Origin of the sequence: Aquibacillus salsiterrae (assembly GCF_028416595.1) — a bacterium.
GTDB lineage: Bacteria > Bacillota > Bacilli > Bacillales > Amphibacillaceae > Aquibacillus_A > Aquibacillus_A salsiterrae.
The window spans coordinates 388,443-408,977 of the sequence record NZ_JAMQKC010000002.1 but is presented as its reverse complement, the minus strand read 5'-3'; the positions used below and the strand labels follow the sequence as shown (position 1 = coordinate 408,977).

Here is a 20,535-nt window from a genome sequence, read left to right as displayed (position 1 = left end):
GTCACCCTCCCGCCTTTAGTTCTAGAACTAGATCACGAAGCTCTGCTGCACGTTCGAAGTTTAACTCCTTGGCTGCTTGCTTCATTTCTTTTTCCATTTGTTCGATTAACTTGTCTTTTTCTTTTTTTGACATATTGGCAAGCTTTGGTGTTTCCTTCTTCTTCTCCCCTGTATCCTCGGTAGCGACTGTTGCTCGAATGACGTCGCGAACCTCTTTACGGATTGTCTGAGGTGTTATTCCGTGCACTTCATTATATGCCTGCTGTTTTTCGCGACGGCGAGTCGTTTCATCAATTGCCTTTTGCATGGAATCCGTTATTTTGTCAGCATACATAATAACTTGACCATGTTGATTACGTGCTGCTCGTCCCATCGTTTGGATTAATGAACGTTCCGAACGTAAAAATCCTTCTTTGTCAGCATCAAGAATAGTAACGAGCGATACTTCTGGAATATCTAGACCTTCTCTTAACAAGTTAATCCCAACTAGTACATCATATTTACCTACACGTAAGTCTCGAATGATTTCAATTCGCTCCAATGTTTTTATTTCTGAATGTAAATAGGCGACTTTAATCCCAATTTCCTTCAAATAATCAGTCAAATCTTCTGACATTTTCTTCGTTAATGTCGTGACAAGCACCCGTTCATTACGGTCTACTCGCTTATTAATTTCACCGATTAAATCATCAATCTGTCCTTCAATTGGTCGGATGGAAACTTCTGGGTCAAGCAATCCTGTCGGACGAATAATTTGCTCCGTCATATACGGTGTATGCTCTAATTCATATGGTCCAGGTGTAGCAGAAACGAAAATCATTTGACTAGCTTTTTGTTCAAATTCTTTAAAGGTAAGCGGACGATTGTCCATTGCCGACGGGAGCCGGAATCCGTGGTCGACTAATACTTGCTTGCGAGCTTGGTCTCCATTAAACATACCTCGAATTTGTGGTAATGTAACGTGTGACTCATCAACAACAATCATGAAGTCATCTGGAAAATAGTCAAGCAATGTATATGGTGTTGAACCAGCAGGGCGTAATGTTAAATGTCTGGAATAATTCTCAATTCCGGAACAGAAGCCCATTTCATTCATCATCTCTAAGTCGTAGTTCGTCCGTTGTTCGATTCGTTGTGCTTCTAACAATTTATTTTGTGCGCGTAATTCTTTTAGGCGTTCTTGTAATTCTTGTTCAATATTTTTAATCGCAATCTTCAATTTTTCTTCTCCTGTTACGAAGTGGGATGCTGGGAAAATCGCTATGTGGTCCCTATCACCAATAATTTCACCGGTTAAGGCATCAACTTCCCTAATCCGATCAATTTCATCACCAAAAAATTCCACGCGAACACAGTGTTCCTCGCGGGATGCTGGAATAATTTCGACCGAGTCACCTCGAACACGAAATGTACCACGTTGGAAATCAATATCATTTCTTGCATATTGAATATCAACGAGATTACGCAATAGCTCATCACGATCCTTTTCCATACCTGTTCGAATCGACACCACTTGATTCCGATATTCCTCTGGCGAACCTAACCCGTATATACAAGACACACTAGCGACAATTAATACATCTCTTCGTTCGAAAAGAGATGACGTAGCCGAGTGGCGAAGCTTATCTATTTCATCATTAATACTTGCATCCTTTTCAATGAACGTATCAGTTGAAGGGACGTAAGCTTCTGGTTGATAGTAGTCATAGTAACTAACAAAATATTCAACAGCATTGTTCGGAAAAAACTCTTTAAACTCACTGTATAATTGGCCAGCTAGCGTTTTATTATGCGCTATTACTAGCGTTGGCTTGTTTATTTCTTTGACAACGTTTGATATCGTAAAGGTTTTCCCTGTTCCTGTTGCTCCAAGTAGTGTTTGGTTTCTTGTCCCTTTATTTACCCCCGCAACAAGCTCTTTGATTGCTTTTGGCTGGTCGCCGTCTGGTTTGTATTTAGAGACAAGTTCAAATTTATTTTCCACGTTACCTTAACCTCCGTTCACCTTTTTAAGTAATCCTATTATACACTATTGCCTAAAGAAACACGAACGAACATTCGTTTTTTTGGTTATCTAGGGAATTATAAAATCGCTTGATGTCGATAACGTGTAAGGTGATCCACGTCTACTCTGCATCTACACTTTTGTTACAAAACGACAATTCTCACCTATAAGATAACACGGTATGCACTGTTTTCAAACGAAATAGCATTTTGGCTCAAAGGTTGTAGTTAATCGTCACTAAGCGGAAGGGACTGATATGGAAAAGGAAAAGCGCCGTTACTAGGCGCTTTTCCTTTTAATTAACATAGCTTTGGTCGTATTGATTTACTTCGAACAAATCAATAAGCTCTATCTTTGGATGTTTATCCTCAAACCAACGAAGTGCAAAATCATTCTTAAACAAGCAAAGATAATTTCCTTCACGGTCTTTCACAAGTAAATTGCGGTCATCAAATAGGGATTCATCAACTTGGTCTGTTTTTAACCAACGTGGTATTCGCTCCCCAATCGACTCTAGTAAAATCTCTACATTGTATTCGTTTTTCATCCGGTATTCGAATACTTCATACTGAAGCTCCCCAACCGCACCAATAATATAAGAATCTGTTCGATGACTTTTAAACAACTGAATCGCACCTTCTTGGACAAGCTGTTCCAAGCCTTTTTTAAATTGCTTTCCTTTCATGACGTTTTTCGCTGTTACTTTCTTAAATAGTTCCGGTGGAAATTGCGGCAACTCGTCATACTCATAATGTTCCTTACCTTCGATTAACGTATCTCCAATTCTATATATATTCGGATCATAGATACCAATAATATCGCCAGCATACGCTTCCTCAACCGTATCCCTTGCTGAAGCAACAAACTGTTGGGATTGTGATAGTTTAATCACTTTATCTGTTCGGGCCAACTTAACACTCATCCCGCGTTCAAATTTTCCAGAACAAACACGTAAAAATGCAATTCTGTCGCGATGGGCTGGATTCATATTAGCTTGAATTTTGAAAATGAATCCAGAAAATTCAGGGTTGTCAGGACTTGTTATCCCTTCTGTTGTTTTTCTTGGAGTTGGATTTGGAGCCATCTCAATAAACGTATCAAAAAAGGTTTGAACGCCAAATGGCGCTAGCGCACTCCCGAAGAATACTGGTGTTTGCTCTCCCTTAAGAATTGCTTCGAGGGAATAATTATCTCCAGCTTCATCTAACAAAAGTAATTCATCCTCGGTTTCTTTGTACGTGGGATCGGTAACTAAACTTTGATAGGCTGGATTGTCTAGGTCAGCATAAGGAATATACGTTTCCTCTTCGTTTCCATTATAACGGACAAATTGTTTATTATAACGGTCAAAAATGCCTAAGAAACGCTTTCCCATTCCGACTGGCCAATTCATTGGGTACGTCTGAATGTTTAATACTTGTTCAATTTCTTCAAGCAGCTCTAACGGCTCCCTACCTTCTCGGTCAAGTTTATTAATAAATGTGAAGATAGGAATTCCACGCATTCGGCATACTTTAAAAAGCTTTAATGTTTGTGCCTCAATCCCTTTGGTCGCATCAATAATCATGACCACACTGTCAACAGCAGTTAGGGTTCGGTACGTATCCTCACTAAAGTCTTCGTGTCCTGGCGTATCTAATATATTTACTTGATAGTCTTTATAAGGAAAGTTCATCACTGAGGAAGTAACAGAGATCCCACGTTGTTTCTCGATTTCCATCCAGTCTGACGTAGCAAACTTACCCGATTTCTTCCCTTTGACCGTTCCAGCTGAACGGATTAAATTACCAAACAATAATAGCTTCTCAGTTAAAGTTGTTTTACCCGCATCCGGGTGAGAGATAATAGCAAATGTCTTTCTCTTACTAACTTCATCGTTTATTTTCATCAATAATCCCTACCTAATTAAATTAGTCTTACACAAGAAAAGCGCAGGGCACCTTGGTCACCCCCGACAAGCTTAAGCAGAAAATCTATGTGGCGCTCTTTGCCACAAAGATTTTTTGCTTAAGACCTCGAGGGGGTAGGTGCCCGGAGCTAGACAATAGAAAAGCGCAGGCGCCTTGGTCAGCCCCGACAGGCATAAGACAAACCCTGACGTGGCGGTCTTTGCCACAGAAGGGATTGGCTTATGACCCCGAGGGGCTAGAAAAGCGCAGGCACCTTGGTCACCCCCGACAAGCCTGATACAAGACGCCTTTTATCCCGGACCTGTCAATATTGTATACTATCTAATAGTTGAAGATAGCATGATTCGAAGTAGAAAGTCAACAGGCTATCCCCTTATATTTCCAGGTTACGGCGCAACTTAGTCTAGCTGATTTTTGCTATAATAAAAGGACGATAGGCTAATTTGATAGATAGAAATAGAACTACTTTGCGATAGATTAGAAGGAAGGGATCCAAGGTGCGAACCTTTTTCTTAGATAAACACGACATCATCCGAATAACTGGAGAGCGATTTTTCAAACGAGGATACGACTACTGTCAAAAAGGTAGGGTTTATGGTTCAAGCTATAACCCGGCGATAAACAGCTGGCGTGGACAAGTCCGGGGAACAGAAACCTATATCGTTAGGGTATTTTTAAGGATGCTACCTGGATTGAGCGAAAAAGAAATTAGAGAACTATTCAAAATAAAAGCTTAATAAGAAAAAATCCAAGCATGGATAGCATTCAGCGACAGCCACGTCAAGCTTCCATGCTTTTGTTTTTATTCTGCTTTTTTTCTACCTTTACTTATATGATTTTTTTTGAAATAGTTTGCTTCGACAAAGATAATGCCAAGTTCATGGTGTTCCCCTTGATATAGTGCACGTTGAGCAAATCGTAGTTCCCCGCGCTCATCACGAATATCCAATTTACAATAGGTACTATTAATTTGCAGTGCTTCATAAAACTGTTGTTCATTAATAACCACTTGACCATTTGCTTTGATAATACGTTCCCCAGGCATTAAACCTAGTCGCTCCCCAGGTGTACCCGACATAACATCTAACACGAGTAATCCGGCTTCATCTGGACTAAAGAATGGTTGTTTTTGTCCATCCTTCCATTTGAATTGATAGGATATCATTTCCCTACCAATAATCGCAACAGCAACACTTACTAACGTTAAAATCGGGAAATAGTAGCCTGCCATAGCAATGCCAGTCGTCAGAAATCCTAAAATAAGTAAGGATTGTCCTAACCGGCGACTTGCTTTCAATGGGGCTGTTCCCTTGGAAACATGCTCAAAACCAATTAAAATCGGCAGAAGCAAAATACCGAAGCTCTCCCCTCCAACAGGAAAGATGGGCCACCAGCTTGCAAATGGCACGATTCCACCAACTGGGATTAATGTAAAAAAAGGAATCATGGCGATTTTCTTGATCCGATGTTGGCCAATCCATTTTCCGCGGCTGCCTTTTACCAATTCGGGAAAAGTATTTCTTCGTTTTAATTGGAGCATTAAAATTGCTTCAATAATGATGAGCAGTCCTAATATACCGGTAAAACTGATAACATTGACGCGTTTAAATGCTTCTTGCCAGCCAGTAGGAAGCGTGCCTGCTGGTAATGTTGGTAGTAAAAATAAAAGTAGGTACGTAAAACCCATAGTATAAGCAGCCGATAACCAGGAAAACCGACCTGTCACTGTTACGAGCACAGTTATTACAGTCATTAGTAGTAGTACAGGAAAACTGAAAACTACCCCAAGCCCAATTGCTAGTAAAGATAATACAACTCCAGCACATAGTGAGAGGACCAATGTTTGACTTGCTTCCGCAAAGAAAGGATATACTTTCGAACCAAACGATCGTCTTTCACGCTTAATTCTCGCATATGTAGCAAGAAAAGTTACAATCAAAAACCAATATACTAAAGGGTGTAGAAAAAATTTCCCGATTCCTTTTGCGATTTCTAGTAACCAAGCTTCCATCGTTAGACCCCTTCCACAACAACCTCGTTAACTCATGATAGATACACTTGTCTCTATTGTATCAATAATAACAAAAACTTGCTTAAACAAGATACACTTCTTCGTAAAAAAATAACTGGATTTTTTTGGGGACTTGACCTTGAAGGTTTTTTTGTGGCACACACATAAATTATAAATACTTTTAGCCATAGATTAAAAGCAGGCACTACTGAATGAACCGGGCTACACGCAACCGGTGGGCTTGGAACATAACGAAAAGGACCTAGTATAGATAACTAGGCCCTTACATGAATTAGCTTTCGATTATTCAAATAAAACTTCAAGCGCTTTTTCTTCTTGCTTATCGTTTTCACCGCTTCTAATTTTTTCAATAATGTTCGTTTGAAGACGTTCTGCTGTTTGGGTATTTATCTCACCAGTTACCTCAATTCCCTCATCTGCCTGGAACAGCTTAACAGCACGTGTAGTCGATTCACTAAAGAAGCCATCTTCACGTTGCGGATCATAACCAAGGCCTTTCAACATAATCTGAGCATTTTTTATTTTATCACTGCTCTGGTTAGAGGAAAGCGTTTCTTCATCCTTTAATTGAATTGGACTTGTATAGAAATAGTCTGGTTGTTTCACTTCAATTGTTGGCTTTACACCTTTTTTGTGAATCCAATTACCTTCAGGTGATAACCACTTAAATAAGGTTAACTTAATCGTACTTCCATCCCCCATTGGGACTGTTTGTTGTACTGTACCTTTTCCAAAGCTTTTCGTACCTACAATCTCGTAGCCGCCAGCCTCTTTCATCGATACTGCTAAAATTTCTGACGCTGACGCACTACCTTCGTCAATCAACACGCTAACCGGATATTCTTTCGGTTCTTCTAGCTCAGAGAAATACCGGGACTTTTTCCCATCACGGTCCTCGATTTGAACATACGGCTTATCACTTGGAATAAAGTTTTTCAGGATAGACTCAACAGACGGTAGTAACCCACCAGGATTTCCGCGAACATCAATCACTAACCCTTCAATACCTTCCTCTTCTAGCTTTGTTAATTCCTCTTTAAATCGATCTGCTGTGTTCTCTGAGAAGGAAGTGATTTCAATTAAACCTGCTTTTTTACCATTGACTTCTTTCGTTTCACTATAAACTGTCTCAAGTGGAATATCATCGCGAACTAATGTGACTAACAATGGGTCTTCCACCCCTGGTCTGTTAATTTCCAATGTGACTTCAGTTCCTTGTTCACCACGAATTTTTGAAACTGCCTCGAACAAATCAAGTCCCTCAACACTCTCGTTATCAACTTTTAAAATTTGATCATTTGGTTTCAAACCCGCCTCTTCAGCAGGGGAGTCTTTAATTGGTGCAATAATTGTCACTTTATCCTCTACCATACTTACTTCCGCACCAATCCCCTCAAATGAGGATTCAATTTGATGATTAAATTCTTGGACAGTTTCTTTATCCATATATACACTATATGGGTCACCTAAAGAATCAAGCATCCCTTGAATGGCACCTTCAATTAATTGCTGGTCATCAACCTTTTCAAGGTAACTTTCTTGAATTAAACTGTAGGCTTGCATGACCTTGGCCATACTTGCCGTCCCGGTTTCACTTTTTAAAAGCTTCTCTTGTTGATCAGGACTTAAATCAATAAATTTTTCAGCGTTGGACCCATTCGAAGAAATTTTTGGTTGTGCAAGTTTAACACCAACGTATGACCCTACAGCACCTAATAGTAATGCAGCAACCATTAATACTACGATATAACTCTTTTTAAAATTCAACGTTTATTCACCTCGATAAGATTTGATCCCTCTTGATGCATTCTCTATGTATGGCACAAAAGGCATCACAACCAATCCTGCGATGCCTTTTGTCTAAATTTAGTTTATGCCACACGTGAACCAAACATGTCTATAAATATGGTTTTCTGTGAAAAAGCAATAAGTGGTTCGTCTTTATTTATGGTAACATATTCATCGGGTTAACTGCATTACTTTTTGCTGCATTCCATCCACCCTTATGAACCTCAAAATGGAGGTGTGGTCCAGTTACGTTTCCTGTACTACCCATTTTTCCAATGGTTTGACCTTTACTCACTGACTGTCCAGCAGTAACAGACATACTATCTAAATGAGCATACAATGTTGTGTACACTGTTCCATTCACAGAATGTGCGATAAGAATAACATTTCCATAGCCGTTCATTTGTCCGTCCCATGGAGTATTCGTTGAGATGACAATCCCATCAGCCATAGCTTTTACAGAGGTTCCTGTCTTGTTCGCAATGTCTAGTGCAGGGTGAAAGCTTCCCCAACGAGGACCATACCCTGATGTAATAGTTCCTTCTGTTGGCCAAACAAAAGTCCCGTCACTTTCTTTTGGCTTATCACCATTTGACTTGGAAAGCTGTTGTAACTGTTCTTTTTTCCTGTTAGCTTCTTCAATAGCTCGGCTTACTGCTTCTTCTTGTTGACGTAAGATTCGTTGTTCGTCTTGAAGGCTAATTTGATAATTCTCTAGTTCTTTCTGCTCTTCTTTTAACTGTTCCATTAATACTTCTTTTTCGTTCATTTGTTTATCAAGCTGTGCCTTCAAAGTCTCTAACTCTTCTTTTTGTGTTACTTGATCAGCTTTTTTCTCGTCTAGACTCTTCTTTTTATCTTCGAGATCTACTTGTTTATCTTCTAGTTGTTGTTGCTCAGCTAAATGGGTATCCATGATTTTCTTGTCTTGTCCCATAATTTTATTCACGGCAGTAGCACGATTTAAAAAGTCACTAAAGTTTTGTGCGCCCATAATAACTTCTAAATAAGTAACGTCCCCACCTGTTTGTTGTAAAGTGCGTAAGCGATTCTTCAGTAGTTCTTCCCTTGTTTCAATTCGATCAATTAATACAACAATATCTGCTTTTAGTTGTTTAATATCTGCTTCTGTTTGGTTGATTTGTTGATTGGTTTTAGCAATTTCTTCTTCTTTTGCTTTTAATTTTTCAAGTGTTTCCTGAAGGTTTTTATCGATGGCAGCAATTTGTACTGTAACCTCGTCTTGCTCTGCTAAATTAGCTTCAATTTTCCCATTGGTACTTTTTACTTCATTCGTTATATTTCCACTTTCTTTTTTAATATTATTTTGCTGTCTATTCAGTTCATTTATTTTCTTTTGGATGTCTGATATCCCTTCTGCAAATACCGTTTTAGAAACAGGCGTTCCTGCTATGATAAGTAAAACAGTAACAGCAATAACTAACACTTTCCTCATCAGCTTCTTTCCCCTTCCCCACTTTGAATTTCGATTTTCCTATTGGTTGTATCAAAAATTAAACCTTTAAGAATTTTCGGATACTCATCACACTTCCCCATACACCGATTCCTGCCCCAATGGCTAGAATGACTAAAGACAGTTGGATAGCAAATGGACTAAATGGCAATAATTCAACGAAGCTGAACTGTGTTAGTGCATTACCACTATGTGACAAATAATAATAACCTGTAGTTATAATCAGAATTGGTACAATACTTCCTAAAACACCTAGCAATAGCCCTTCAATAAAGAACGGCCACCGAATGAACGAATCTGTTGCACCGACAAGCTTCATAATTCCAATTTCCCGTCTACGGGCGATGATTGTAATTTTAATCGTGTTTGAAATTAGGAAGATTGCGGTGAAAATTAAGCCAACTATTAAAACTAGTCCAATGTTCCGCGCATATTGGTTAAATTTAAATAAGTTTTGTACAACCTCTTGTCCATACGTTATTTCTTCGACATTCGTAATCGAAGCTATCTTTTTTGCTACGGAAATCGTGTCTAAAGGGTCTGTTGTTTTAACAATATAGACGTCGTTTAAGGGGTTGTCCTGTTCGTACATCTCCCAAACTTTCCCTTCTTCTCCTAAACTATCGATAAGACTCGATAATTCTTCATCCTTACTTGAGAAGGTAACACTAGCAACCTCAGGAATCCGTTGAATGGCATCCCCTACTGCATCAATTTCTGCTTGGTCTGCAGTTAAATCTATCAGTGCCTTAATCTGGACATCCTTTTCTAAATTTGTTGCTATGTTACTCAAATTAAGCATAAGTGCTAAGAATGCACCTACTAAAACTAAGGTTGTTGTCACAGCACCAACTGACGCGACTGTCATCCAACCATTTCGCCATATATTCCTAGAACCCTCACGAACATGACGCTGTAATGTACTAAATCTCATAGCCGTATTCACCTCGGTGTTCGTCCCGTACGATAAGTCCGCCTTCAATCGCAATGACACGTTTTTTAATCGTATTAACGATTTCTTTGCTGTGGGTTGCCATGATAATGGTTGTTCCACTAGCATTAATCTCTTCTAAAATCCTCATGATTTCCCAAGACGTTTCAGGGTCGAGATTCCCAGTAGGCTCGTCCGCAATGAGTAATTTAGGATGGTTAACAATCGCGCGGGCAATCGCAACACGTTGTTGTTCCCCACCTGATAGTTCATCTGGGATGAACCGTGCTTTATTTTTCAAGCCTACTTGGTCTAATACTTGCATTACTCGCCTTCTAATATTACGTGGTGTTTCCTCAATCACCTCTAAAGCAAATGCAACATTTTCATAGACTGTTAGTTTTGGAAGTAGTTTAAAATCTTGATAAACAACCCCAATGTCCCTTCTTAAGAGTGGGACTTCCTTCCATTTCATTTTTGCTAGATTTCTATTATTAATGACAATATTACCTTTCGTAGGAACTTCTTCACGAAACATTAGCTTGATAAAAGTAGACTTACCAGCACCACTTGGGCCAACAATATATACAAATTCACCTTGGTCAATCGTTACATCTATTCCATTTATTGCTGTTACCCCATTTGGGTACGTTTTATAAACATTTTCCATAGCTATCATTTATTGATCACCTTAATCTTTCCAAGCATTATTGTTATGACTTACTCTATCTGTTACGGTCAAAAATCAAGGTCTGCATGTGAAATAACACGAAATTTGTATTACCACTTAACCAAGAACAATATCAAATGACGTAAAAATCCTGCGCGTTCTGTCGAAATAGCAGGGTCTGTTACATTATAACATCTATTTTGTCATTTTATTAGACTATAAAATATTACATTTTCATTTCATAAATTACTAGATTGCTGGTGTAGATAGGTAGACTTTTCTCGATTTTTGACGAAAAAAAGAAGCTTAATTAAGAGTACAAACCATGCGATGTACCCCTCAGCCAGCAATAAATAGTGGCACATTAAGCTCCCCTTGAAATTGAATAGGTATTTAAGGATGGTGCTAATTCCAGCAACACCACCTAGCAATAAAAACACATTGAATAAAACGGCTACAAAAAACGATCCTACAACTACGAATGAATATTCCAGGATAGGTACAAGATATGGCGGCATCGGCACGCGTCGATATTTCATTATTATCATCGATACACGCCTTAATCATTCCATTTTCTTTTTGCCTTGTGAGTTAAGAGAATAACCTTATCCAAACTAGTATAGTATGGACAAGCATCTATCGACAGATTTGGGTTTCGTTTCGGCTATTCTGTCGATGATGGTACCCTTTATCGACAGATTTGTGTTCCGATTCTGCCATTCTGTCGATGATGGTACCCTTTATCGACAGATTTGTGTTCCGATTCTGCCATTCTGTCGATGATGATGCCTCTTATCGACAGATTGGGGTTTCGTTTCGGCCATTCTGTCGATGATGATGCCTCTTATCGACAGATTTGGGTTTCGTTTCGGCCATTCTGTAGATAATCACGAACGCTGCATGGATTGGAAAACAGGCATAGCTTAGTTATTGCGCAGTATAAAAAAAAGAAAAAGAACTCAACCAATCGGCTGAATTCTCTCCTTGTTTTTAATTAGTTGTGGCGCACATGATTATCCATTATTTCCTTCAGCATACTTGTAACATCTTCCCGCATGTCGTCACGTTCTAGTGCCATTTCTATTGTTGTTTGGATGAAGCCAAGTTTGTCTCCAACATCATAACGTTTTCCCTCAAATTCATACCCATATACATCCTGCATCTGGCCAAGTTTAGCAATCGCATCAGTTAATTGGATTTCTCCACCAGCACCAGTACCTTGTCGTTCAAGAATATCCATAATTTCAGGAGTTAAAATGTATCGACCCATAATAGCTAAATTTGACGGTGCAGCTGACACAGAAGGTTTTTCAACTAATGAACGCACCTTATATAACGGGCCAATATTTTCGTTCGGGTCAATGATTCCGTACCGTGAAGTCTCCTCTATTGGAACCTGCTTTACACCAATCACCGTATTATGTGTCACTTCATGCTGGTCAATCAACTGCTTTAAACAAGGAGTATCCGATTGAACAATATCATCTCCGAGTAAAACAGCAAAAGCTTCATTGCCAATAAACTTTCGTGCACACCAAATGGCATGACCAAGACCTTTTGGTTCTTTTTGACGAATGTAGTGAATATCAACGGTTGACGACTCTTTAACCTGATCTAATAATTCAAACTTTCCCTTCTTAAATAAATTATCCTCAAGCTCAAAAGCGTGGTCGAAATGATCCTCAATCGCACGCTTCCCTTTCCCAGTGACAATGATGATATCCTCTATCCCCGACGCAATGGCTTCTTCGACTATGTATTGAATGGTTGGCTTGTCTACAATTGGTAGCATTTCTTTAGGCATTGCTTTCGTTGCCGGGAGAAATCTTGTCCCTAACCCTGCTGCCGGAATAATTGCTTTCTTGATTGCCATTCTGACACGGTCCTCTCTCCATTATAATTACTTATTTTACCATAAGAAATCACACACCAAAATCCTTTTCACAAGGAATAAGAAAAGCGCAAGTCGCCTTGCCCAGCCTAAGGCAAGCTAAAGCAGAAAATCTATGTGGCGCTCTTTGCTACTGAGGGGATTGACTTATGACCCCGAGGGCTAGGCGCTCTGCGCTAGACAGCTCTTGGGTCTTTTTTTACTTTCTTTTTAGAACAAAAGGAGAACCATCCCTGTCGATGTTCTCCTTCTCTATTACTTCATTTGTGAGCGTAGATATGCATCGATAAATGGATCTAGGTCTCCGTCCATTACACCATTCGTATTCCCTACCTCAAAGTTTGTGCGGTGGTCTTTTACCATTGAATACGGATGAAAAACATAGGAACGAATTTGACTTCCCCAACCAATTTCCTTTTGTTCGCCGCGAATTTCATTAAGCTCCTGCTGTTGCTTCTCAATTTCTAATTGATAAAGCTTAGCCTTCAACATTTTCATTGCTTGTTCCCGGTTTTTAATTTGCGAACGCTCTGATTGACACGTTACAATCGAGTTCGTTGGTAGGTGCGTAATACGAACAGCGGAATCAGTCGTATTAATGTGCTGACCACCTGCACCACTTGCACGATACGTATCAACTTTAATGTCTTCGGTTCTGATTTCAATATCAATGTCATCATCTAATTCCGGCATTACCTCACAAGAGACAAACGAGGTATGACGACGGCCAGATGAATCAAATGGTGAAATCCGCACCAAACGGTGGACACCTTTTTCTGCTTTTAAATAACCATAAGCGTTATGGCCTTTAATTAAAAGGGTAACACTCTTAACGCCCGCTTCCTCACCTGGAAGATAATCCATTGTTTCCACTTTGAATCCTTTTGATTCTGCCCAGCGCGTGTACATTCGAAGGAGTATGCTTGCCCAGTCCTGTGACTCTGTTCCACCAGCACCTGGATGAAGCTCAAGGATTGCATTATTTTTATCGTACGGTTCACTTAACAAAATTAATAATTCAAACTCATTTAACTGTTTTGTAAGCACCTGTACTTCCGTTTCTAATTCTTCGCGGAGGTCCTCGTCATCTTCTTCTTTAACTAACTCATAAGAAACTTCTAAATTGTCTAATTGCTCGACATGTTTATCAAAGGTTTGAACGAGGTCCTTTAAACCATTCACTTCATTGATTACTTTTTGTGCCGTTTGTTGGTCATCCCAAAAAGTCGGGGCACTCATCTGTTCATCTAGTTCAGCAATCCGCGCTCTCTTCTCTTCTAAGTCAAAGAGACCCCCTGAAGTCAGCTAAACGTTTAGTAATTTTATCTAATTCTTGCCTAATTTCTACCATTTCCATATAATTCACCTCATTAAAATTTACCTACAGCACACAACTTAGGAGACACTTCCATTAAGAAGTGTCTCCTTATCATGTTTATTCCCAATTAACGACCATGACAATGCTTATATTTTTTGCCACTTCCACATGGACAAGGATCATTACGACCGATATCTTCTGCTTTCTTAAACGGCTTTTTCACCTTTGGCTTGGCATCATCGCCACCAGATACAGCTTTAGCATCCTTGACAACTTCTTCACGTTGTAAATTCTCGCGGATTTGAGCCTTCATCACATAACGAGCCACTTCCTCATTAATTGACTCAACCATTGCTTCAAACATAGCGAAGCCTTCCATTTGGTATTCACGTAATGGATCGTTTTGACCGTAGGCACGAAGCCCAATCCCTTGGCGAAGCTGATCCATTTGGTCAATGTGGTCCATCCACTTCGTATCAACGGTACGAAGCAAAATAACCTTTTCGAACTCCCGCATTTGTTCAGGCGTAAGATCTTCTTCTTTTTGATCGTATTTTTCCTTAATCTTAGCCATAGTCAGCTCAATCATCTCTTCAGGGTCTTTCCCCTTTAGATCATTTTCAGCTATGTCACCGGGACTTAGTAGATTGGCATTCAAATACTCAACAATACTTTTCAAATCCCAATTATCATCTAAATCGTCTTGGGTATGGGAGTGGACCGTATTTTCAACCGACGTACGGATCATTTGTTCAATGATTTCGCGTAAGTTATCAGATTCAATTACATCAAACCGCTGTTTATAAATAATTTCACGCTGCTGACGCAAAACATCATCATAAGATAGGATTGTTTTACGTGCATCAAAGTTGTTACCTTCAACACGTTTCTGTGCTGATTCTACCGCACGGGAAACCATCTTACTTTCGATTGGCTGTGAGTCATCCATACCTAAACGGTCCATCATAGCACGCATATTATCAGAACCGAAGCGGCGCATTAACTCATCTTCCATCGATAAATAAAATTGCGTTACCCCTGGGTCCCCTTGACGCCCAGAACGACCACGAAGCTGATTATCAATCCGGCGTGATTCGTGTCTTTCTGTACCAATGACACAAAGTCCACCAAGCTCTTTGACACCTTCACCAAGCTTGATGTCGGTACCACGACCAGCCATGTTTGTGGCAATTGTAACGGCACCACGTTGACCAGCATCCTCGATAATTTCCGCTTCACGGTAGTGGTTTTTCGCATTTAATACGTTATGTTTGACGCCTTTCTTTTTAAGTAGTTGCGAAATTAATTCAGACGTTTCAACAGCCACCGTACCAACAAGCACAGGTTGTCCTTTCTCATAACGTTGTTTGATTTCCTCAACAACTGCGTTAAACTTGCCTTCCATTGTTTTATATATTAAGTCTGGCTTATCTTCGCGGACAATTGGTTTATTAGTTGGAATCACAATAACATCCATGTTATAAATATTTCGAAATTCCTCTTCTTCTGTTTTAGCTGTACCAGTCATACCGGCAAGCTTTTCGTACATACGGAAAAAGTTTTGGAACGTAATCGATGCAAGGGTCATGCTTTCATTTTGAATTTCCAAGCCTTCTTTTGCCTCGATTGCTTGGTGAAGTCCATCGCTATAACGACGGCCTTTCATCAACCGACCAGTAAATTGATCGACAATAACAACTTGTCCATCTTCCACCACATAATCCGTATCACGGTGCATCGATACGTGTGCCTTTAATGCTTGATTGACATGGTGGGTCAATGTTACATGATTTAAATCAAACAGGTTCTCAATCCCGAAGTAATTTTCCGCTTTATTAATCCCTTCTTCGGTTAACTGAACCCCTTTCGTTTTTTCATCATACGTATAATCTTCTTCGTTTTTTAATGTCCGAACAAAGCTGTTCGCCTGTTGATATAAGGTTGCTGATTTTTGCGCAGAACCCGAAATAATTAGCGGTGTTCTTGCTTCATCAATTAAAATTGAGTCTACCTCATCTATAATGGCGAAATGAAGTGGGCGTTGCACCATTTGCTCTTTGTAAAGCACCATATTATCACGAAGGTAGTCGAAGCCAAATTCATTGTTTGTACCGTACGTTATATCAGCTAAATATGCTTCACGCTTTTGCTCTTTTGACATACTATTCAAATTTAATCCAACCGTTAAGCCTAAGAATTCAAAGAGCTTACCCATATCGTTCGCATCACGATCAGCCAAATATTCGTTGACAGTAATGATATGGACGCCCTTTCCAGTAAGAGCGTTTAAATAGGCTGGCATTGTTGACGCTAGCGTTTTACCTTCACCAGTCTTCATTTCGGCAATATCACCATTATGAAGGGTAACAGCACCGGTAAGCTGAACTAAAAAAGGTCGCATACCAAGTACCCGCTTCGAGCCTTCCCGAACGACGGCATATGCTTCAACTAACATATCATCTAGACTTTCGCCTTTTTGATATCTTTCTTTAAATTCTTCTGTTTTTTTTCTTAATTCATCATCTGATAATTTTTCAATGTCGGCTTCCAGCGCTTCAATTTGATCGACTGTTTGTTGTAGACGATTAAGTTGCCGTTGGTTACCATCCCCAAAGACTTTCTTTAGTAATCCACGCATGATAAAACGCTCCTCTGTATTCGTAAAATCAATTGTCTGATAATACTTTTACTCCAAATTTAATAATAACACTAGCATCTAGTAAAGACAAGAATACCGAAGTTACCCTAGTAGAATACAGCCAAACCAAGTTTGAGGCCGAAGTTTTACATACGGCTGACATTACATGTCTATATCAAAAGGGTTTATACTTACTCGAAAATAAAAAAGTAGCTCGTGGACAGAGAGCTACTCTTTCATTTGGGGCGTCATGAAGGGCTTAGGGGTAGTTTCTATGACAAACTCGACAGGTGGTGAGCTTAAAGGGAAAGTGACTCGATGCTCTAAGTCGATTTGCCGTTTATTGAGATCACTTATTTTTTTATTACTTGCAGCAAGAATAACTAATAATTGCGTAATGGTATTTTCATGCTGCTTTAGCTTTTGTGATAGGATCTCATATTCAGGACAATTCATTTTCATTATGTACGCCCCCCTTCCTTTGTGGTTAGTTTATTTATACACAATTAAGAGACATTGCGCCAGTTGGTAATTTTGGAAAATGAAGGCCCAAACTTAAGAAATGAAGGTTGATACTTTACTTTTGTGCACCGGTTTGTTCGTTTTGCACCGTCATTCGCGAAAAAAATAGAATTTTGATAAAATTTAAAATTTTTTATCAAATCCGGTTACACACCGCACCCATTGCACAATCACTAGGAGATGTAAAAAGGCGACCCCTGTTCGGGATCACCTGAAGTTTTGTATATTCATATGTTAATTACTTATGTTTAGCTGGGTTCAATTAAACCATATCTGCCGTCTTTACGACGGTAAACAACATTTGTATCACCAGTAATCGCATTCGTAAACACGTAAAATGCGTGTCCTAGCATATCCATTTGTAAAATCGCCTCTTCTGAATCCATTGGCTTCAAATCAAAACGCTTCGTACGTACAATTTCAATTTCGTCCTCGTCTTCCACATCTTTCACTGCTAATGCTTCTCTTTCCATTTGTGCAAAAACATGTTTAGGTGCGCCATTTTGACGGAATTTGCGATTAACTTTTGTTTTGTATTTCCTAATTTGACGTTCAAGCTTATCTACTACAAGGTCGATGGCAGCATACAAATCGATGTGTCGTTCCTCACCACGAAGCAATAGATTCGTCATTGGAATTGTAACCTCGATTTGCTGTTCATCATTATAGACACTTATGTTGACATTTACATCTGATGTTGGCGGTGTATCAAAATAACGCTCTAGCTTGCCTACTTTCTTTTCAACATACTCCTTGATTGCGTTTGTTACCTCAACATTTTCCCCTCGGATGTTATAGTTCATAAAAAGTGTCCTCCTTTCATCCTATGTCTATAGTATACTAGAAAATATGCTTAAATTCCTGCCTTTGCAGAATATTTTTTTATATTTATCTGTAACTCTGACACAAAATTGTTAGACACTTTGTAGTTTAAATGAATTGTGTATAGGCGAAACTATTGGATCACTGAATTATTGCAGCTATTTCTTATGATCTAAGAACATCCCATCATAGTTGGATAAGCTTTGGTAAGGGTTGGTATATGTTTGATTGGACCGCTTCTGTGTTTTAATTGACTTCACATCTTGTTTAATTTGACTGAAGAGCTCGTCCATTTTTACTTGAATATCTTGATTGATTGGAAGCAACTTTTCCCCAACCTCCTGCTCATCTTCAGAAAATGGGGGTTGGACGATGTTGAGTTGTTGCTCACGCTCGTCAAGGAGCACGTTAATCTGCTCGAGTGTTGCATCTCGCTCTCCTTCGACAACTTCTTTCGACAAGATTCGTTGCAGCTGAACTGTTGTTTCGTGTAGTGCTAATAAACGATTCATTAGACGTTCGCACCTTGTGTTTGGGTACTTCTAGTTAATTGAATCACCTGTTTCCATGTGTCACGAAACTCGGCCACAAGATCAGACGCTTCGTCTAATATTGCCGAATCGTTTTGTATATTAGCCTCCATTAAGCGACGATTGATAAAATCATAGATTGGCATCATTTGTTTTGATATGTCAGCACCCTCATCCAATGTGATCATTAATTCTTGTATAATTTTCTGTGCTTTTTGAATATTAGTATTCTTTACTTGATAGTCCTTGTCCTCCATTGCTTGCTTTGCGAGCTTAATAAACTTAAGACACCCATTGTAGAGCATAAGTGTTAACTCGCCTGGTGAGGCTGTCGTTACTGAATTGGTTTGGTAGGCTTGTTGATACTGTTGGTAAGACATGACTTGAATACTCCCCTTCTTTACATTCCACCGAACTGGTTCATTAAATATGCTGATTGTTGGTTCGCTCGTTGAATCGCCTTTTCCATTGCTGTGAATTGGCGCCAATAGCGGTCTTCAATTTGTACTAATTTATCTTGAAAGGCATTAATTCGGGTGTCGAGAAACTTCATCCGCTTCCCCATTGTATATTGCTCTAATGTCTGCGTACTTTTCCCTGCTCTTCCTTCAATATTTTTCATTGTTTTCTCAATCGAATCTTCTAACCGATTAATAATGCCACGGCCATTTCCTTCTACATCGTTAGAAAAGAGTTTACGAACGTCTTCTGGATTATTTTGGAGTGCCTGGCGTAGTTTATCCTCATTGATGATTAGCTTGCCACCGTCACGATAATTAGAGGATGTTTCGATTCCAATTTCGGATAAATGGCTGAACTGTCCACCATTTTCAACGGATGAATACCAGTCCTGGCGCATATTATTTAGCCCGCCAGATAATATACTATCACTTCTAAGTACCCCGCTTTTTGCCCGTTGTTCCCATAGTTCAACTTCTTTGTCAGACATTTCTTCTTTTTGTGCGTCGGTAAGTGGTTTGTAGGTACGGTATCTTTCTTCGCGCAGACTCCCATTGACCGTCTCTATTAGTGTATTGTATTGGTCCACAAACTCGGTAATACTTTTCATCGATGCTTCAACATCATTGTTCACACTAATCGTTGCATTCCCATTGGTGACGTTCGTGAAATTGTACGTGATGCCATCCAAGGTGTACGAATTGTTCGTAGTTTCCACTTGATAGCCGTTATTGTAGGTGAATTTGGCATTCGTTCCACCGGTTTCAGCCCTCGTCGTTACAAAAGTACCATCAGGCTGCTCGACTTGCTTTTCGGCTGCAATTTGAAGGGTATCCGTTAGAAAACTAGCAGAAGTGCTCGTAAAGCCTATTTCCGCTCCATAATATAAGCCAGATTGATTAAAGTCCCCTGACTCCGTTCTTTCCAAAATAACCTTGTCCTGTTCGCCATCGTAAAACGCACGGACCTTTCCGCCAGATGCATCTTTAATCTTTTGGAAAACTTCATTCATCGTGTTTTGATCGGTAAATTCAACAGTATGAACCGTCTCTGATCCAGTTTTATCAAACGTGGAAAAATTAAATGACTGTGTTCCGGCCGTAATATTACCAGATGCGAACTTTTGATCAATTAACTTTCCATTTAAGTTAATTTTATTAGCTGGGTCTGCAGAAATTCCTGTTTGACTATAGTTTGCTGCTCGAGATGCTAACTGGGTAACGTTAATATCATACGTCCCGTTCTGAGCAGATGCGGATGCAGTTGCCGTAACTGCACCAGAGTTGGTTGACGACGATGTTTTCGGACTGTACGTTTTTTGTAATTTCATGTCTAACATTTGGTTATCTAAGTCGAAAAAAAGCTTGTTCATATCCCGGTATGCATCACGTTGCCATGTCATCCATGTTTTTTCCTGCTGCATTTTGTCTAATGGTGCACGCTCTGCTTTCATTAAATCACGGACCATTGTTTCCGTGTCCATTCCCGATGCTAGACCAGATATTCTACTTGTATTAATACTTTCTACCATTTGTTTTCACAACC

15 protein-coding genes are annotated in these 20,535 nt (G+C 39.5%); all 15 read right to left on the bottom strand.

The genetic code is table 11. From position 1 onward, the window contains the following. Window position 1: 1 nt before the first annotated feature. Window positions 2–1,984, bottom strand: a complete 1,983-nt coding sequence (gene uvrB, locus NC799_RS04365; protein ID WP_272445131.1) for an excinuclease ABC subunit UvrB — start codon at window positions 1,982–1,984, stop codon at window positions 2–4. Window positions 1,985–2,300: 316 nt separating this feature from the next. Beyond that, window positions 2,301–3,893, bottom strand: coding sequence for a peptide chain release factor 3 (locus NC799_RS04360; RefSeq protein ID WP_272445130.1), 1,593 nt, complete (start codon window positions 3,891–3,893; stop codon window positions 2,301–2,303). Window positions 3,894–4,717: 824 nt separating this feature from the next. Further along, the gene (locus NC799_RS04355) at window positions 4,718–5,926 is read right to left on the bottom strand and encodes a PDZ domain-containing protein (RefSeq protein WP_272445129.1); all 1,209 of its coding nucleotides are present in this window, start codon (window positions 5,924–5,926) and stop codon (window positions 4,718–4,720) included. Window positions 5,927–6,229: 303 nt separating this feature from the next. Further along, window positions 6,230–7,714, bottom strand: a complete 1,485-nt coding sequence (locus NC799_RS04350) for a S41 family peptidase (RefSeq protein ID WP_272445128.1) — start codon at window positions 7,712–7,714, stop codon at window positions 6,230–6,232. Window positions 7,715–7,892: 178 nt separating this feature from the next. Then, window positions 7,893–9,191, bottom strand: coding sequence for a murein hydrolase activator EnvC family protein (locus NC799_RS04345; protein ID WP_272445127.1), 1,299 nt, complete (start codon window positions 9,189–9,191; stop codon window positions 7,893–7,895). 58 nt (window positions 9,192–9,249) lie between these two features. Continuing rightward, window positions 9,250–10,143 carry a permease-like cell division protein FtsX gene (gene ftsX / locus NC799_RS04340; protein WP_272445126.1) on the bottom strand — a complete coding sequence of 298 codons (894 nt, stop codon included), beginning with the start codon at window positions 10,141–10,143 and terminating at the stop codon, window positions 9,250–9,252. Beyond that, window positions 10,133–10,819, bottom strand: coding sequence for a cell division ATP-binding protein FtsE (gene ftsE / locus NC799_RS04335; protein ID WP_272445125.1), 687 nt, complete (start codon window positions 10,817–10,819; stop codon window positions 10,133–10,135). The genes ftsX and ftsE overlap by 11 nt, the downstream gene beginning before the upstream one ends. Window positions 10,820–11,804: 985 nt before the next feature. Beyond that, the gene (galU, locus tag NC799_RS04330) at window positions 11,805–12,683 is read right to left on the bottom strand and encodes a UTP--glucose-1-phosphate uridylyltransferase GalU (RefSeq protein ID WP_272445124.1); all 879 of its coding nucleotides are present in this window, start codon (window positions 12,681–12,683) and stop codon (window positions 11,805–11,807) included. 273 nt (window positions 12,684–12,956) lie between these two features. After that, a protein-coding gene (prfB, locus tag NC799_RS04325) for a peptide chain release factor 2 (protein WP_272445123.1) occupies window positions 12,957–14,058 on the bottom strand; the annotation gives its coding sequence in 2 pieces (ribosomal slippage) (window positions 12,957–13,985 and window positions 13,987–14,058; 1,101 coding nt in all). A gap of 88 nt (window positions 14,059–14,146) precedes the next feature. Continuing rightward, entirely contained in the window at window positions 14,147–16,657 is a 2,511-nt protein-coding gene (gene secA / locus NC799_RS04320) for a preprotein translocase subunit SecA (RefSeq protein WP_272445122.1), read from the bottom strand. Between the two features lie 228 nt (window positions 16,658–16,885). Then, window positions 16,886–17,119, bottom strand: coding sequence for a hypothetical protein (locus NC799_RS04315; RefSeq protein ID WP_272445121.1), 234 nt, complete (start codon window positions 17,117–17,119; stop codon window positions 16,886–16,888). A gap of 308 nt (window positions 17,120–17,427) precedes the next feature. After that, window positions 17,428–17,982, bottom strand: coding sequence for a ribosome hibernation-promoting factor, HPF/YfiA family (hpf, locus tag NC799_RS04310; protein WP_272445120.1), 555 nt, complete (start codon window positions 17,980–17,982; stop codon window positions 17,428–17,430). A gap of 177 nt (window positions 17,983–18,159) precedes the next feature. Beyond that, the gene (gene fliT, locus NC799_RS04305) at window positions 18,160–18,513 is read right to left on the bottom strand and encodes a flagellar protein FliT (RefSeq protein WP_272445119.1); all 354 of its coding nucleotides are present in this window, start codon (window positions 18,511–18,513) and stop codon (window positions 18,160–18,162) included. Beyond that, window positions 18,513–18,911 (bottom strand): flagellar export chaperone FliS, encoded by a 399-nt coding sequence (fliS, locus tag NC799_RS04300; protein WP_272445118.1) that lies wholly within the window; start codon window positions 18,909–18,911, stop codon window positions 18,513–18,515. Before fliS ends, fliT begins: the two co-directional genes overlap by 1 nt. Before the next feature lie 20 nt (window positions 18,912–18,931). Continuing rightward, window positions 18,932–20,521: a flagellar hook-associated protein 2 gene (locus NC799_RS04295; RefSeq protein ID WP_272445117.1), complete on the bottom strand. Its 1,590-nt coding sequence runs from the start codon at window positions 20,519–20,521 to the stop codon at window positions 18,932–18,934. Window positions 20,522–20,535: the final 14 nt, after the last annotated feature.

Excerpts from the sequence above, each read along its gene's own strand:
- NC799_RS04345 (WP_272445127.1), bottom strand. The coding sequence starts at position 9,191 with ATGAGGAAAGTGTTAGTTATTGCTGTTACTGTTTTACTTATCATAGCA.
- galU (WP_272445124.1), bottom strand. The coding sequence starts at position 12,683 with ATGGCAATCAAGAAAGCAATTATTCCGGCAGCAGGGTTAGGGACAAGA.
- NC799_RS04355 (WP_272445129.1), bottom strand. The coding sequence starts at position 5,926 with ATGGAAGCTTGGTTACTAGAAATCGCAAAAGGAATCGGGAAATTTTTT.
- NC799_RS04295 (WP_272445117.1), bottom strand. The coding sequence starts at position 20,521 with ATGGTAGAAAGTATTAATACAAGTAGAATATCTGGTCTAGCATCGGGA.
- NC799_RS04360 (WP_272445130.1), bottom strand. The coding sequence starts at position 3,893 with ATGAAAATAAACGATGAAGTTAGTAAGAGAAAGACATTTGCTATTATC.
- secA (WP_272445122.1), bottom strand. The coding sequence starts at position 16,657 with ATGCGTGGATTACTAAAGAAAGTCTTTGGGGATGGTAACCAACGGCAA.
- fliS (WP_272445118.1), bottom strand. The coding sequence starts at position 18,911 with ATGTCTTACCAACAGTATCAACAAGCCTACCAAACCAATTCAGTAACG.
- NC799_RS04315 (WP_272445121.1), bottom strand. The coding sequence starts at position 17,119 with ATGAAAATGAATTGTCCTGAATATGAGATCCTATCACAAAAGCTAAAG.
- ftsX (WP_272445126.1), bottom strand. The coding sequence starts at position 10,143 with ATGAGATTTAGTACATTACAGCGTCATGTTCGTGAGGGTTCTAGGAAT.
- hpf (WP_272445120.1), bottom strand. The coding sequence starts at position 17,982 with ATGAACTATAACATCCGAGGGGAAAATGTTGAGGTAACAAACGCAATC.
- ftsE (WP_272445125.1), bottom strand. The coding sequence starts at position 10,819 with ATGATAGCTATGGAAAATGTTTATAAAACGTACCCAAATGGGGTAACA.
- fliT (WP_272445119.1), bottom strand. The coding sequence starts at position 18,513 with ATGAATCGTTTATTAGCACTACACGAAACAACAGTTCAGCTGCAACGA.